This is a genomic window from Polyangium mundeleinium (genome assembly GCF_028369105.1).
Classification (GTDB): domain Bacteria; phylum Myxococcota_A; class Polyangia; order Polyangiales; family Polyangiaceae; genus Polyangium; species Polyangium mundeleinium.
The window spans coordinates 96,769-111,559 of the sequence record NZ_JAQNDO010000001.1 but is presented as its reverse complement, the minus strand read 5'-3'; the positions used below and the strand labels follow the sequence as shown (position 1 = coordinate 111,559).

Annotated in this window: 11 protein-coding genes; 7 read left to right on the top strand and 4 right to left on the bottom strand. The window is 70.8% G+C overall.

Annotated features, from left to right (window positions below; genetic code table 11):
* Positions 1 to 4: 4 nt before the first annotated feature.
* Both POL67_RS00465 and POL67_RS00460 read right to left on the bottom strand, forming a co-directional pair.
* Positions 5 to 1,036, bottom strand: coding sequence for a tetratricopeptide repeat protein (locus POL67_RS00465; protein WP_271914256.1), 1,032 nt, complete (start codon positions 1,034 to 1,036; stop codon positions 5 to 7).
* Positions 1,033 to 2,037 (bottom strand): tetratricopeptide repeat protein, encoded by a 1,005-nt coding sequence (locus POL67_RS00460; protein ID WP_271914254.1) that lies wholly within the window; start codon positions 2,035 to 2,037, stop codon positions 1,033 to 1,035. The genes POL67_RS00465 and POL67_RS00460 overlap by 4 nt, the downstream gene beginning before the upstream one ends.
* Positions 2,038 to 2,205: 168 nt before the next feature.
* On the opposite strand from POL67_RS00460, the gene POL67_RS00455 reads away from it, so the two are divergent.
* A complete protein-coding gene (locus POL67_RS00455; RefSeq protein ID WP_271930705.1) occupies positions 2,206 to 5,907 on the top strand; it encodes a serine/threonine-protein kinase in 3,702 nt (1,233 codons plus the stop codon).
* 51 nt (positions 5,908 to 5,958) lie between these two features.
* On the top strand, positions 5,959 to 7,008 hold the full coding sequence (locus POL67_RS00450) for an NAD(P)-dependent alcohol dehydrogenase (protein ID WP_271914252.1): 1,050 nt from the start codon (positions 5,959 to 5,961) through the stop codon (positions 7,006 to 7,008).
* Positions 7,009 to 7,011: 3 nt separating this feature from the next.
* On the opposite strand, the gene POL67_RS00445 is transcribed toward POL67_RS00450, so the two are convergent.
* On the bottom strand, positions 7,012 to 8,295 hold the full coding sequence (locus POL67_RS00445; RefSeq protein WP_271914250.1) for an adenylosuccinate synthase: 1,284 nt from the start codon (positions 8,293 to 8,295) through the stop codon (positions 7,012 to 7,014).
* Positions 8,296 to 8,367: 72 nt separating this feature from the next.
* Here POL67_RS00445 and POL67_RS00440 point away from each other — a divergent pair, with 72 nt between their 5' ends.
* The 4 genes from POL67_RS00440 to POL67_RS00425 all read left to right on the top strand — a co-directional run bounded on the left by POL67_RS00440 (position 8,368) and on the right by POL67_RS00425 (position 13,506).
* Complete coding sequence (locus POL67_RS00440) at positions 8,368 to 9,390, top strand: hypothetical protein (RefSeq protein ID WP_271914248.1); 1,023 nt, start codon at positions 8,368 to 8,370, stop codon at positions 9,388 to 9,390.
* Between the two features lie 144 nt (positions 9,391 to 9,534).
* Positions 9,535 to 9,738, top strand: a complete 204-nt coding sequence (tatA, locus tag POL67_RS00435) for a twin-arginine translocase TatA/TatE family subunit (RefSeq protein WP_271914246.1) — start codon at positions 9,535 to 9,537, stop codon at positions 9,736 to 9,738.
* A 95-nt stretch (positions 9,739 to 9,833) separates the two neighbouring features.
* Entirely contained in the window at positions 9,834 to 12,983 is a 3,150-nt protein-coding gene (locus tag POL67_RS00430; protein ID WP_271914243.1) for an MXAN_5808 family serine peptidase, read from the top strand.
* 34 nt (positions 12,984 to 13,017) lie between these two features.
* Positions 13,018 to 13,506: a tellurite resistance TerB family protein gene (locus tag POL67_RS00425; RefSeq protein WP_271914241.1), complete on the top strand. Its 489-nt coding sequence runs from the start codon at positions 13,018 to 13,020 to the stop codon at positions 13,504 to 13,506.
* 63 nt (positions 13,507 to 13,569) lie between these two features.
* Here POL67_RS00425 and POL67_RS00420 read toward each other — a convergent pair whose 3' ends face one another.
* Positions 13,570 to 13,845: a hypothetical protein gene (locus POL67_RS00420; protein WP_136930436.1), complete on the bottom strand. Its 276-nt coding sequence runs from the start codon at positions 13,843 to 13,845 to the stop codon at positions 13,570 to 13,572.
* A gap of 83 nt (positions 13,846 to 13,928) precedes the next feature.
* On the opposite strand from POL67_RS00420, the gene POL67_RS00415 reads away from it, so the two are divergent.
* On the top strand, positions 13,929 to 14,786 hold the full coding sequence (locus tag POL67_RS00415) for a uroporphyrinogen-III synthase (RefSeq protein WP_271914238.1): 858 nt from the start codon (positions 13,929 to 13,931) through the stop codon (positions 14,784 to 14,786).
* Positions 14,787 to 14,791 lie beyond the last annotated feature (5 nt).

Here is a 14,791-nt window from a genome sequence, read left to right as displayed (position 1 = left end):
GATCTCAGCGTCGTCGCGCCGCCGAAAGGACCCGATCCCGCTCCTTCTTGCAAGCTTCGAGGCGCACGCGGCCGAGCGGCGCCCAGCGGTCGTCGTCCGGCGCACGTTCGAGGTACGCCTCCCAGCCCTCGATGGCACGCGAGTACGCCTCGGCGCGCACGGCGCCGAGGTCGGTGGCGCGCGCCGTGCTCCAGGCGCCGAGCGCGTCGTACCAGGCCTCGTCGTGCGGCGGCGAGAAGAACCAGCTCGGCTCGTGGATCTTCCGATCGTCACGATCGTAGGCGCGCGCGAGCGCGATCGAGGCGAGCGCGCCGTCGAGGTCGCCGTCGCGATCGGTGGCGACGGCGAGGCCCCAGAGGGCCGTGACGCCGTACTGGAACATCTCGATCGGCAAGAGCGAGCGGAGCGCTTGGCGGTAGCCCTGGATGGCGTCGTCGAGCCGGCCCATGCCCATGTACGACTCGGCGCGGTTGGCGAAGAGGACGGCGCGGTGATGGCCGAGCGGCTCGTGCGCGAGCGCCTCGCCGTACGCGTGGACCTCTTGATCCCGCTTGCCGAGGATGGCGTAGGCGATCGCGAGCTCGTTCCACGCAGAGGTCGTGATCGCAGGCGGCGCGCTGCCGTGCGCGACGGTGAGGAGCACGCGGATCGCCTCCTCGATGCGGCCCGGGTTCGGCGGCTTGCGATCCTGCCCGAGCCGGCGCAGCACGTGGCCGAGGCGCAAGCGCACGCGCGCATCGGGGCTCTCCGCGCCGCCCGCTTGTTCGAGCCGCTTGAGCGCTTCGAGCAGGTAGACGTCCCGCATGCGCAGGAGGTCGACGCCGGTCGCGTCGAACATGGACTCGCTCTGCGCGAGGTCGTGCTTGAGGAGGAACTGATCGGCCTCTTCGAGCAACGTGGCGCGCGACGCGGCCGCGGGATCACGCACCTGCGTCCACACGGAAGGCCCAGCGAGCGCCTCGCGCGGGGCGGGCATGACGAGGGCGACGGCGAGCGCGGTCGCGACAAACGCGGTGCGGAACCACCTTCGCTTCACGGTCCCCCCTTCCCGCCCGCAGGGCGCGGCGCCTTCTTTGCAGCTTCGAGCCGCGCCCGCGCGGAGGCCGCCCACGGGGTCTTGCCGCCGGGGCCCGCGAGGTACGTCTCCCATGACTTCACGGCTGCCGCGCCCTCGGCCGCGAGCGCTTCGAGGCAAGCCTTGTCCTCGACCGCCGCGAGGTAACTCGGCCCGCCCGCGCGCAAGCGCACGCCGGAGGCGCGCGCGTCGGCGAGCGCCGCGTCGGCCTGCACGCGATCCCCGTTGCGATCGAGGACGAGCACGAGCGAGAGCAGCACGTCGCCCGAGAGCGCGCTCGGCGGACGCTGCCGCGCCTCGCGCAGGTACGCCGCGGCCTCGTCGAGCGACGCGCGCTTCGGCTCGGTCGAAGGCGCTTCCGCAGGCGCAGCCGCGCCGCTCGACGCACGGGCGGCCGCGACGGCCATGGAGACGTGCGCGGCTTCGAGGAGCACGGCGACGCGACGATCGGACGAGCCGAGCAGGTCGATGCGCGGCACGAGCGCGCGGTAGACGGCGAGCGCGTCGTCGAGTTTGCCCGTGCGGCGGAGGACCTCGGCGAGGTCGTGCATCGTGGGCGGGTCCTCGACGCTGCGCGGATCCTTGGTGCGCGCGGCTTCGAACTCGCGCGCGGCGTCGTCGATCTTGCCGAGCGCGAGGGCCGCGCGGGCGAGGAGCACACGCGGGGCGGCGTGGCCGGGCAGCACCTTCTCGGCGCTCTCGGCAGCACTCTTCGCAGCGGCCGGGTCCGAGACGAGCAGCGCCTTGGCGCGCGCGACGAGATCACAATACCGACCGAGCTCCGGGGCACGCGCGAGCTCCCACACCGTGGGACGTCGGGACAATCCACGCCGGACGGTCGAAGCGCACTCCCGTGGACGCCCCGACGCGGCGGCAGCGGCGACGAGGCTCGCGCCTTGTCCGCTCGATGGAGGCGTCGGGGACGCGAGGACGATCGAGGCGAGGAAGACGCTCGGAATCACGCGCCGCAGTATACCGGTCCCTCGCGTGACGCGCATCACGAGGTCCTCGCGAGAGCGAACTTGGACGGAGAGAGCGCACGCATTCGTCGCCCTTTGGCCGTATCTTTCGGGCCTCGCCTCCGGCAGTCTGTAGATCCGGAAAGAACGACCTCGAAGGGTTTCGACGTGATGGAGGGCGACCGCTGGCTCGAGCGAGGGGCGCGGGTCGAGGACTACACCATCGAGGATCTCCTCGGCGAAGGTGGGTTCGGCGCGGTGTTCCGGGCGCGGAGCGACGCCGGCGTGCCCGCCGCGCTGAAGGTCTTCAAGACGACCACGGCTGAGCTCACGGCCGAGCGGCTCATCAGCCAGCAGAACGAGATCGAGGCGCTGCTCAAGCTCGATCATCCCTCGCTGATCCAGCTCTACGGATACGGGTTCGTCGAGGGCGTGGGGTTCTACCTCGCGATGGAGCTCGCGGCGGGCGAGACGCTCGACGCCTACCTCGAACGCGTCGGCGCGCTCGACACGCTGGAGGCGGTGCGGCTCATGCGCAAGGTGGCCGAGGCGCTCGCGCACTGCCACGCGCGCGGCGTGCTGCACCTCGACCTGAAGCCGAGCAACATCGTGATCGTCGATCCGCACGAGCCGCGCGTAAAAGTGCTCGATTTCGGGCTCGCCACGCTCACGTCGAGCTGGGAGCCGGATGACACGCGCGTGACCGCGGGGACCGTGGGCTACATGGCGCCCGAGTGCCTGCGCAGCGGGCGCGCGCGGCCGGATCCGCGCATGGATCTCTACGCGCTCGGGACGATCCTGTACGAGCTCGTCTCGGGGAAGCTGCCCTTCGAGGGGCGCGGGCAGCGGACGATCATGATGAACCGGACCGTCGGCGAGATGGTGCCGCTGCGCGAGGCGTCCCCAAGCGCGCCGCCGGCGATCACGGCGCTCGTCGACGAGCTGCTCGCGCAGGATCCGTCGCAACGGCCGGGGAGCGCGGCGCAGCTCTGCGCGCGGCTGAAGGAGATCTACTACGACACGCTCCGCGGCGAGGAGCCGGACGCCGAGCGCGGGCCGCAGAGCACGCGGGCGCCGCCGAGCGCGCGCACGTCGATGCCGCCGCGGCACAACATCGAGGAGGCGCCCTTCGTGGGCCGCGAGAGCGAGCTGTCGCTGCTCGCCTCGCGCGTGCTCGGGACGACGTCGCGCGGCGCGGCTCCCGTGGTGATCGTGGGGGACGCCGGGATCGGCAAGAGCCGGCTCGTCTCGGAGCTGCTCAACGTCGTCGAGCAGGATGGCGCGGCGGTGGTGATTTACGCGCGGTGCCGCGAGCTCAGCGCGCTCGTGCCATACTCGCCCCTGCGCGAGGCGCTGAGCCGGGTCGCCGCGGCCACGCGGCGCAAGGGCATCACGGGCGCGCTCGTGCAGGCCGCGATCGACGCGGCCAACGACGAGGACGCGGAGCTGCTCACGGCGCTCGTGCCCGAGCTCGGCCGGGGTCTCGGCGACGCCGACGTGCGACGAACGCTGCTCCGGCCCTCGTCGGCGCGGCGGGTGGCCGAGCTCGTGCGCAGGCTCGTCACGCGCATCGCCGCGGACCTGCCCGTGCTCGTGGCCATCGAGGACCTGCACTGGGGCGACGAGGCGACGCTCGCGGTGCTGGAGGTCCTCTCGGGGACCCTCGGCGCCGCGAAGGTCTTCTTGCTGGGCACGACGCGGCCTCCTTTGCGCGCGGCGTGGCGCAGCGTGAAGCTCATGGATCTCGGCCCGCTCGATCGCGAGGAGAACCAGCGGCTGCTCGCCGAGCTCGGCCGCGGCGGAGACGAGTCGATCCTGCGCGAGCTCGAACGGCACGTGCCGCTGCTCGCCGCGGGAAACCCGCTCTTCGGGATCCAGGTGATCCGCAACCTGGAAGTCGAGGGGTTCGTCGGTCGAACCCCGTTCGGCACCTTGTGCCTCGGCTCGCGCAACCTCGCCGATTACCGCGCCCCGGCCTCGATCACCGAAGCGCTCCGCCGCGGCGTCGACAGCCTCTCGCCCGAATCACGCGAGGTGCTCGGCGTGGCCGCGCTCCTCGGCCGCAGCTTCCTGCGCTCGGACCTCCAAGCGCTCGGTATCTTCTCGATCGGCCGCATCGATCGCGCCCTCGAAGAAGCCGGACAGCGATGCCTCGTGCTCGACGAGCCGACGAGCACCTCGTTCGTGCACGACGTCGTGCTCGAACAACTCGAACGACGCGCGGTACGCGCGGATCTGCGCCAGCACCACCTGCGCATCGCGCACCAGCTCGAACGACGCGGCGCCGATCTCGGCACGCTCGCGCGCCACCTCGAACGCGCCGGCGAGACGCGGAGAGCCGCGGACGCGTACCTCACGGCGGCCCTCGAAAGCCCCGCAAACGATCCCGGCGCCGGGCAGAAGCTCCACCACGCGATCGAGCTCGTCGCCACGCTCCCCGCCTCTCCGGAGCAGCGCCGCATCCAGCTCGTCGCGACGGCCGAGCTCGTGCGTCTGCGCTGCCTGCTCGGCGGCACGGAGGAGCTGCACAAGCTCGTGGAGCGGTGCACCGCGGACACGCCCGCGGCCTCGGCCATGCTCGGCGCCGCGCTCGCCCGCGTGCACGAGGTGCGCGGCGAGCTCGCGGAGGCGCGCAAGCACGCCGAGCAATCGATCGCGGTCGCGGGGAAGGAACCGTCGCTCGAACGGCACAGGTGCGCCGCGACGAACGTCCTTGGCCGCGTGGATCTCGCACGTGGCTTCGTCGAGGAGGCCGCGCGCTCCCTCGCCGTGGGCTCTTCGCTCGCCGAGCGCGAAGGCGACCTCGTCGAGCTCTGCCACGCGCAGAGCCTCTACGGCGTGGCGCTCGGCCGGACCGGGGATCTCGACGGCGCCGAGCGCGAGATCCAGGCCGCCGCCCACCTCGCCGAGCAGCTCGCCGATCCGGCGCGGCTCCTCGGCGCGTGGCACGCGTGCGCGCTCCTCGCCGAGGCGCGGTACGACTGGGACCTCGGCGTGAGCTCCACGGCGCAGCTCCTCGCCTACGCCGAGGAGCACAAGCTCGGCGGCCACTATCTCTCCACGGGCACGCTCTACGCGGGCCGCCACCAGTTCCACGTCGGCCACCTGCACCGCGCCCGCATGCTCGTCACCAACGCGCTGAACCTCGCGCGGATCGTGGGCACGAACCTCGGCCGCGCCCTCGGGCAAGCGTTCCTCGGCGACGTGCATCTCGTCGAGGGCCACCTCGCCGACGCGCTTCTCTCGTACGAGCGCGCCATCGAGCAGGGCTCGGGCCCGAACGGCGACGAGCAGGCCGTATGCCTCGGTCTCCTCGGCCGCATGCACGTCACCGCGCTCCGGCGCGGCGATCCGCGCGAGGTGCGTCGGCTCGGGGAGGAGGCCACCTCGCGCATCATCGTATCAGGCCAGCGCGCGCTCCTGCTCGGCGCGCTCGAGCGGTTTGCCGAGTCGCTCGCCGAGGTCCGGCTCGGCGACGATGCGGCGAGCGTGCGAGCCCGGCGCGAGGCGCTCGCGCATTCACTCGGCACGGCGAACGGCGGCTTCTGGCCGCGGATCCCGGACCTCGACGCGCGCGCGTCGGGCATGCGCGCGCGCGATTACTGGCGGAGCAAACAGGCCCGCAGCCGGGCCTCGGGCCCGTGGAGCTTGCCCACGCAGGCGGTCTCGCCGTCGCGGCTCCTGACGACGCGCGGACCGCAAAGCACGCAGGCGGCGGTGGCATCGACGGCGCAGGTGATGCCGAGCCGGACGGTGCTCGCGCCGCCCTCGGTGGGGCTCCAGAGCACGGTGCCACGCACGGGGCTCCTCGAAGCGCTGGCGACGGTGGAGGGGTTCGTCCCGGCGTTATTCGAGGAGGAAGCGGGGACGTAACAGTCCTGCCCCGACATTGCCGCGCCTTTGCTTTCCGTGTACGCAGGACGGATGATCAAAGCCCAAGGCTACGCCGCGCAAAACGCACAGTCTGGCCTCGCGCCGTTCACGTTCGATCGGCGTGACCCCGGCGCCAACGACGTCGTCATCCAGATCCTCTACTGCGGAGTCTGCCATTCCGACATTCATCAGGTCCGTGGCGAGTGGGGCAATTCGACGTTTCCCATGGTGCCGGGCCACGAGATCGTCGGCCGCGTGACCGGGACCGGCAAGGGCGTCACGAAGTTCCGCGCGGGGGATCTGGTCGGCGTCGGCTGCTTCGTCGATTCGTGCCGCGAATGTGGGAGCTGCAAGGAAGGCGTCGAGCAGTTCTGCACGGGCGGGATGGTCCTCACGTACAACGGCTTCGAGCGCGACGGCAAAACGCCGACGTTCGGCGGGTACGCGAGCACCATCGTGACGGACGAGAACTACGTGCTCCGCGTCCCGGAGGGCCTCGACCCCGCGGCCGCGGCGCCTCTGCTTTGCGCCGGCATCACGACCTATTCGCCCTTGCGCCACTGGAAGGTGAGCGCGGGGCAGCGGGTCGGCGTCGTCGGGCTCGGCGGACTCGGGCACATGGGCGTGAAGTTCGCCGCGTCGTTCGGCGCCGAGGTCACGGTGATCAGCACGTCGGCGCGGAAGGAAGCCGATGCGCGCCGGCTCGGCGCGAGCCATTTCCTCGTGAGCAGCGATCCGAGCGCGCTCGCCAAGGCGTCGGGCTCGTTCGACTTCATCCTCGACACCGTCTCGGCGACGCACGACGTCAATGCGCTGCTCGGCCTGCTCCGGCGCGACGGCACGATCGTGCTCGTGGGCGCGCCGGAGAAGCCGCTCCCCATCGGGGCGTTTGGCCTCGTCATGGGGCGCAAGACGCTCGCGGGCTCCTTGATCGGCGGCATCAAAGAGACGCAGGAGATGCTCGATTATTGCGGCGAGAAGGGGATCACCTCCGACGTCGAGGTGATCCCGATGCAGCAGGTCAACGAGGCGTACGACCGCACGGTCAAAGGCGACGTGCGTTATCGCTTCGTGATCGACATGAAGAGCCTGTCCGTTTGACCTTCAAGCAAATGCATCCCTGAGGACGATCGTCTCGTCCCGCCGCGGCCCCACCGACACCAAGAACACCGGCACGCCGATCTCGGCTTCGAGGTAGCGCACGTAGTCCTGCGCGGCCTGGGGCAGCTCTGCCATCGTCCGCGCCCGGGAGAGCGGCTCGCGCCACCCCGGTCGCTTCTCGTACACGGGCTTCACCGCTCCGACGTGCCGGATCGGCAATTCCTTCGTGCGTCCCTCGGGCGTGTCGTACGCGACGCACACCTCGATCGTGTCGAGCCCCGAGAGCACGTCGAGCTTCGTCACGGCGAGCCCGTCGAGCCCGTTCACCCGCGCCGCATACCGAAGCGCCGGCAGGTCGAGCCAACCCGTTCGCCGCGGCCGACCCGTCACCGAGCCGAATTCGCCGCCCGCGACCCGCAGCCGCTCACCGAGGTCGCCCGAGAGCTCCGTCGGGAAAGGCCCCTCGCCCACGCGCGTCGCGTACCCCTTCGTGATCCCGAGGACCCGCTTGATCCGCGTCGGCCCCACGCCCGCGCCCACACACGCGCCGCCCGCGACCGCCGACGACGACGTCACGAACGGGTACGTCCCGTGATCCAGGTCGAGCAGCGTCCCCTGCGCGCCCTCGAACATCACACGTTCGCCCTTCTGGATCGCCTCGTTCGCGAGCACCGCCGTGTCCGCGAGGAGCGGGACGATCCGCGGCGCGAGCGCCCGGAGCTCCGGCATCATCGTCTCGACGTCCGGCATCTCGCCGCCGAGCTCGCGCACCACCGGGCCCCACGCGCTCGCCGCCCGCGCGAGCTTCTGCGCGAGGCCGTCGAGATCCGCGAGATCCCCGACGCGGATCCCGCGCCGCGCCGCCTTGTCCTCGTAACACGGCCCGATGCCGCGCTTCGTCGTCCCGATCTTCTGCCCGTCCGTTGCGGCCGCCTCGCGCAGGCCGTCGACGAGCCGGTGGTAGGGCAGGATCAGATGCGCGAGATCCGAGACGAACAGGCGCCCGCGCGTCGCGTGTCCTTTCGCTTCGAGCACGTCGAGCTCCGACACGAGCACGGCCGGATCGACCACCATGCCCTGCGCCATGATGCACCGCGCCTGCGCCCGGAGGATTCCGCTCGGCACGAGCCGCACGACGATCTTGTCGTCGCCCACGACGAGCGTATGCCCGGCGTTTGGCCCTCCGGCGAAGCGCACGACGACGTCCGCGCTCTCCGTGTACAGGTCGACGATCTTGCCTTTTCCCTCGTCCCCCCACTGGGCGCCGACGATCACGACCGCGGACATCCGGCCTCCTTGCATGCTGCTCGGTCCGTCACGAGCCGGAACGTTAGTACACTCCCCGCAGCCGTCCCACCCATGAGCCGCTCGATCGTCCCGATCCCCCCCGGGCTCCGCCTCCTCGCGCTCCCCACCTGTCGGGACGTTTCGCTCGTGGCCGCGCTCGTCACCTCGGTCTCGCTCGCCGCGGGCCTCGTCCGTTCGATGCCGCTCCTCCTCGCGCCGAGCGTGCCCGCGCGGCTCGGCTTGCCGTTTGCCCGCGCCGCGCTCGCCGTCTCGCTCGAAGTCGCCCTCGTGCTCGCCCCTCCCCTCGGCGCGGCCCTCGCCGCAGCGCGGCTCGTCGATCGCGGCGAGGCGCGCGCCGTCTTCGCCCTGGGCGCTTCACCACGATCGCTCGTCGCTTCTGCCCTTCCCGTTTGGCTCCTCGTGTTCGTCCTGTCCGCGCTCGCCTCGCTCGCGTGGGGCCTCGAAGCCGAGGCGCCCGGCCGGCTCGCGTCTCGCCTCCTCGCGGACGGCCGTGCCGCCTGCGTCGATCGAGCCGCGCATGATCCCCAAGTCCCACACGCCGCGACGGTCCCGATGGCCGAGGCCACGTGGATCTGCTTGCCCGGCGAGCCCCCGCGCCTCGTCATGAGCCCTTCCCTCCTCGGCGGATCCGCGCTCGCGGCACGCTCGATCGAGCTCTCCGCCGATACGGCTTCCCTCGTGGCCGACGACCTCGTCCTTGCTTTGCCCTCGAACGAAACGACCGGCCCCATGACCGTCCGTGTCGCCCGCGCGTCGGTGCGGGGCCTCCTGCCCCTCGGCCGCCCCTCGAACCTCCGCGCCCCCGTGCGGGCTGCGCTCCTCGGCGCGACGTCGGCGGCGAGCGCCCTGCTCGCGAGCCTCGCCGTGCTCGTCTCCTCGATCAGCGGCCGCGCGCTCGCTCTTTTCGTCGGCCTCGCCGGCCCGGCGCTCGCGCTCCTCGTCCTCTCGGCGCTCGAACGCGAAAAGAGCCCGCTCTTCGCTTATGCCCTCATCCCTGCGCTCGGCCTGCTCGGTCCGCTCCTGGCGGCCCGCTTCGCGCGAATTCTCGGGTCACGCCGCGCCCCGGGCGCATGACGAAAGAAGACGGCGGATCCAGCGACCCGCGTCCCCTTCACCCGCGATCCTGCGGCCTTGGCGTCCATTGCCGGAGGCGCCCGAGGGTGGTACGGGTGGAGTGGACGCGGGAAGCTCGACGCTTCCCCGGGCAGGAGCACGACCATGGGCCGACTGAGCATCACCGAACTCCTTCTCATCCTGGGCGTCGCTCTGCTCTTGTTCGGCGCCGGGCGCATCTCCGACATCGGGAAGGGCCTCGGCGAGGGCATCCGAAACTTCAAGAAGGGCCTCAAGGACGAGGACCAACCCCCGCCGAAGCAGCTCCCGAAGAAGGAAGACGAAGGCGGCGAGAAGTCGACGTCGTAAGCGCGTCGGCCCGCGATCTTTCTTTCCAGGCGAGGGGCCGGCCGCGCAGCGCGTGGTCGACGCGGACGCCCTGAGGTTTATACTCGGGGAATCGTATGAAGGTCCTCGAGCGTCTCGGGAAGATCGGCATCGCGTTTGCCACGTTCGCCATCGCTGCGTTTTTCGCGGTGCAGTTCGGGGCGGGCGGTCTGTGGCGCGGGTTCGAACCCGCCCTCGCCGTGACGGGCGGCGGCCCCACGACGAAAGCGCCCTACGATCTGACGCGCCTCGAAGCCGTCAACGAGACGCTCAAGCTCATCCGCGACAAGTACGTCGAGCCGGGACGGGTCAAGCCGAAGGAGATGCTTCTTTCGGCGCTGAACTATGTCCAGCGTGACGTCGCCCAGGTGATCGTCGTGAACGACGATCCGAACGAGGTGACCGTCCGCGTCGAGACGGCGGAGAAGAAGTTCCGCATCGACAACGTGCAGGGCCCCTGGGACGTATCGGCGCGCCTGCGCGAGGTCTTCGCGTTCCTCCAGAAAAACCTGCGCGGCACCGAGGTCGATCTGCGCGAGGTCGAGTACGCGGCGTGCAACGGCATGTTGCACACGCTCGACCCGCACTCGGTCTTTTTGAGCCCCGAGGCCTACAAGGAGATGAACCTCTCCACGTCGGGCCATTTCGGCGGCCTCGGCATCGTGATCTCGATCCGCGATCAGGTCCTCACCGTGATCAACCCCATGCCGGACACGCCGGCGGGGCGCGCGGGCATCAAGCGTCACGATCGGATCGTCAAGATCAACAACGAGTCGACGCTCAACATGCCGCTCGACGACGCCGTGCGCCGCCTGCGCGGCGACCCCGGGACGAAGGTCACGGTGTGGGTCACGCGCGACGGCGAGCAAGGCTGGCAGACGCCGAAGCCCTACGAGCTCGTGCGTGAGGTCATCAAGGTTCGCTCCATCGAGTCGCGCCCACTCGAGGCCTCGGGCATCGGCTACGTGCGCATCAAGAACTTCCAGGCGACGACGTCGACGGAGCTCGACCTCGCGCTCGACGATCTGCGAAACAAGGGCTCGCTGAAGGGCCTTGTGCTCGACCTGCGCGGCAACCCGGGCGGCCTGCTCGATCAGGCCACGCGCGTCGCCGACAAGTTCCTCGCGGACGGCGTCATCGTCTCCACTGTGGGCGCCTCCGAGGGCCGCGACGAGAAGAAGGCCAAGGGCCCCGGCACCGAGCCTACGTACCCCATCGTCGTCCTCGTCAACGGCAACTCCGCCAGCGCGAGCGAGATCGTCGCGGGCGCGCTGAAGAACCACGATCGCGCGGTCATCGTCGGCTCGACGACGTTCGGCAAGGGCAGCGTGCAGCTCGTCTTCCCCGACGTCACGCCGGAGAAGGCCGCGCTCAAGCTCACGATCGCGCAGTACCTCACGCCCGGCGACGTCTCGATCCAGGGCGTCGGCGTCACGCCCGACATCGAGCTCGATCCGATGACGGTCGACGAGCTCGAGATGGATCTCACGATCCAGAAGGACGGCCTGCGCGAGCGTGATCTCTCGGCGCACCTGACGAACGGCAAGGCCCAGCCCGGGTCGAAGCCGCGCGAGGTCGTGCGCTACCAGCTCACGAGCGCCGAGCGCGAGGACATGCGCGAGCGCGGCGGCGAGACCGACGACGACTTCCGCGTGGACTTCCCGATCCGCTTCGCGCGTGACCTCGCGCAGCGCCTGCCCCCCGGCGCCGCGCGCAACGCGCAGATCGACGCCTCGCGCGACTACATCGAGAAGGCGCGCAAGGACGAGCTCGACAAGGTCGCCGCGGAGCTGTCGAAGCTCGGCTACGACTGGTCCGACGCACCCGAGGGCGCACAGGGACCGGCGAAGAGCGACCTCGAAGTGAAGGTCGAGACGGACCGCGCGAACAACGAGGTGACGGCGGGCGAGCCGATGAACCTCTCGGTCACGGTGAAAAACAACGGCAAGCTGCCGATCTACCGCCTGCGCGCCTCCACCGAGAGCGACAGCGGCTACCTCGACGGCAAGGAGCTCGTCTTCGGCAAGATCGCGCCCGGCCAGAGCAAGACCTCGAAGGCGCCGCTCGGCTGGTGTGAGGTCGAGGGCCGCAAGGTCGGCACGACGAAGCCGCGCCTCGCGAACCAGAAGCGCATCTGCAAGATCCCGATGGACGCGTTGAGCCGCGCCGACGGCGTGAAGGTGAAGTTCGAGGCCGCAGGCGGCTTCGAGCCCCCGGCGGCCGAGTTCCGCCCGACGATCCGCGCCCTCGAGCGCCCGCTCTTCCAGTACGCCTACCAGATCGTCGACGACCGCAGCGGCAACGGCGACGGCCGCATCCAGCGCGGCGAGGGCGTGTCGATGTACCTGACCGTGAAGAACGTCGGCAAGGGCCGCTCGTTCGAGACGCAGGCGAACATCGCGAACCTCTCGGGCGAGGGCCTGCTCCTGCGCGCCGGCCGGTTCGACATCTCGAACATGAACCCCGGCGACGTGCGCAAGGTGGTCTTCACCTTCGACGTGCAGCCCGAGCTGCAAGACACCGAGGCGACGCTGAGCCTGTCCGTCGGCGATCGCGATCTGCGCGAGGTCGCCACGGAGAAGGTGAAGATCCCCGTCGGCGGCCCGATCACGCTCACGAAGGCCGCGGGCACGGCGAAGGCCGGCCTGCAGGGCGCGACGCTGTTCGCGACGGCGGACGCGAACGCGCTCGTCTTCGGCAAGCTGCGGCCCGGCGAGACCGTGGCCATCACGGGCAAGGTGGGCGACTTCTACAAGGTCGACCTCGGTTCGAGCCGCTTCGCCTTCGTGCTCGCCGCGGAGGCCACGCAGGGCAGCGGCGCTGCGTCCGTCACGCCGTCCTTCGAGGACGTCTACTCGAAGGCGCCGCCCACGCTCGACGTGAACGCCTCGGCCATGGCCACGCGCGACGAGAAGGTGAAGATCACGGGCGCCGCCTCCGATGGCGAGCGCTTGCTCGACCTGTACGTCTTCGTCGGTTCGCGCAAGCTCTACTACAAGTCGAACCGCGACGGCGCCGACCCCAAGAAGGCGACGTTCGAGTTCGATGCGCCGCTCCGGCCGGGCGTGAACGTCATCACGGTCGTGGCGCGTGAGAACTCGGACACGATGACGCGCCGCACGCTCGTCGTGCGCAAGGACGGCTCCGACGGCACGATCCTGAAGACGCCGAAGACGGACGATCCGGTCGCCGAGTGGCTCGGCGAAGCGGCGCTCCCCGAGGATTGACCCCCGAGAATCACCCCGAGTACGTTGGTCTGTCGTGGGACTTCTAGCCTGGCTCGGCCTCAAGCGAGGGGACACGTATCCGAACGTGGATGCGCTCCTCGCAGAGCTGCGCCGCGCCCTGCCTGACGACGAGAGCGTCGTCCTTCGTTACATCGCTGCGGTGGTCGTCCTGCTCGGCAAGGTCGCGGGCGTGGACGGCCGCCTCACCGAGGGGGAAGAACAAACGCTCCGCGGCCTGCTCGCGCACATCGAGGGCTTGTCCCCCGAGGCGATCGAGGCCGTCACGCGCGCCCTCAAGGGCAAGCTGCCGGAGCTCCGCGAAGAGGAGCTCGCGCTCTGCGTGCGCGAACTCAAGACCCTCTGCGACGGCCGCGAGCGCGTCGAGGTGATCCGGTTGCTCGCCAAGGTCGCGGTGGCGGATGGAAGGCTCTCGCCTGCCGAGCGCGCGGAGCTGCACCACGTCGCCGCAGACCTCGGCGTGCCCGAGAGTGAGCTCGCCGCCGTCGAGGAAGAGGTCGACTAACGCTTCGCGCTCGTCTCCCCTCTCCCGGGAGGGAGAGAGGTTGAGGAGGAAGGCGTCGTTCCGCTAGCTCTTCGCGCTGCGCGCGGCTCGTTGCTTCATCGCCGTAAGGGCGACGAACAGGACGAACGTCACGGCCCCGCCGACCGCGAGGAACATCCCTGCGTTGAACACGTAGTGCAGGTCGCGCGCTCCCCCGAGACCCATCACGAAGATGCCGAACAGCGCGAGGCCGGCGCCGATCACCGGATCGGGCCCCTCTGCCTTCCTCGTGTCGAGCGCTTCCCCGGCACCTTCCTCGTCGCCGCCGGCTCCGTGCAGCCCGTCTGCGCTCTCGTCCATGCGCACCTTCCTTGCTCGATCCCAGTCTAGCGCAGACTCGGCGTTCGACGAAGCGCTGGCGGCGCGGGACCTGTGGGCGCACGATGGCCCACGTGTCTCCCGGTCCTGCCTCCTTCGGCGGCCGTCGGGTCGTCTCCTTCGAGAGCCGACGCGCGCCCGAGATGGCCTCGCTCGTCGAGCGTCACGGCGGTGAGCCCGTCCGCGCGCCTGCGCTCCGGGAGGTCGGTCTCGACAAGCCCGAGGGCGCCGTCGTGTTCGCCGAGGCCCTCGCCGCGGGCACGATCGACGTCGTCGTCCTGATGACCGGCGTCGGCACGCGCGGCCTCGCCGAGGCCGTTGCACCCGTGCTCGATCGCTCCGCGTTCGCCGCGGCGCTTGCCCGTGCGACCGTCGTCGCGCGTGGACCGAAGCCTGCCGTCGCGCTTCGTGAGCTCGGCGTCCCCGGTTTCGTCACGGTCGCCGCGCCGAACAGCCATCGGGAGGTCCTTTCCGCGCTCGACACACGAGGCCCGCTCGTGGGGAAGCGCGTCGCGGTCCAGGAGTACGGCGTTCCGAACGCCGCGCTCCACGAGGGCCTCGCCGCGCGTGGCGCCGAGGTCCTGCCCGTCTCCGTCTATCGTTACGCCTTGCCCGAGGACACGGCGCCGCTCCGCAGCGCACTTCGGAGGCTCGCGACCGGCGAAATCCCGATCGCCCTCTTCACGAGCCGCGCGCAGGTCGAGCATGCGCTGCTCGTCGCGGCCGAGGAGGGGATCGACGTCCCTGTTCGGGAAGCGCTCGGGCGCGGCCTTCTTGGATCGATCGGCCCTGTCTGCTCGGAGGCGCTCCGGCAGGAGGGACTTTGCCCCGACGTCGAGCCGGAGCATTCCAAGATGGGCCACCTCGTCAAGGAGGCGGCGAATCGCGCCGACGAGATCCTCGCGCGAAAGGGCCGCCCGTAACGCCG

Coding starts and splice junctions, on each gene's coding strand:
- POL67_RS00455 (WP_271930705.1), top strand. CDS start 2,206: ATGGAGGGCGACCGCTGGCTCGAGCGAGGGGCGCGGGTCGAGGACTAC.
- POL67_RS00450 (WP_271914252.1), top strand. CDS start 5,959: ATGATCAAAGCCCAAGGCTACGCCGCGCAAAACGCACAGTCTGGCCTC.
- POL67_RS00445 (WP_271914250.1), bottom strand. CDS start 8,295: ATGTCCGCGGTCGTGATCGTCGGCGCCCAGTGGGGGGACGAGGGAAAA.
- POL67_RS00440 (WP_271914248.1), top strand. CDS start 8,368: ATGAGCCGCTCGATCGTCCCGATCCCCCCCGGGCTCCGCCTCCTCGCG.
- tatA (WP_271914246.1), top strand. CDS start 9,535: ATGGGCCGACTGAGCATCACCGAACTCCTTCTCATCCTGGGCGTCGCT.
- POL67_RS00430 (WP_271914243.1), top strand. CDS start 9,834: ATGAAGGTCCTCGAGCGTCTCGGGAAGATCGGCATCGCGTTTGCCACG.
- POL67_RS00420 (WP_136930436.1), bottom strand. CDS start 13,845: ATGGACGAGAGCGCAGACGGGCTGCACGGAGCCGGCGGCGACGAGGAA.
- POL67_RS00415 (WP_271914238.1), top strand. CDS start 13,929: ATGGCCCACGTGTCTCCCGGTCCTGCCTCCTTCGGCGGCCGTCGGGTC.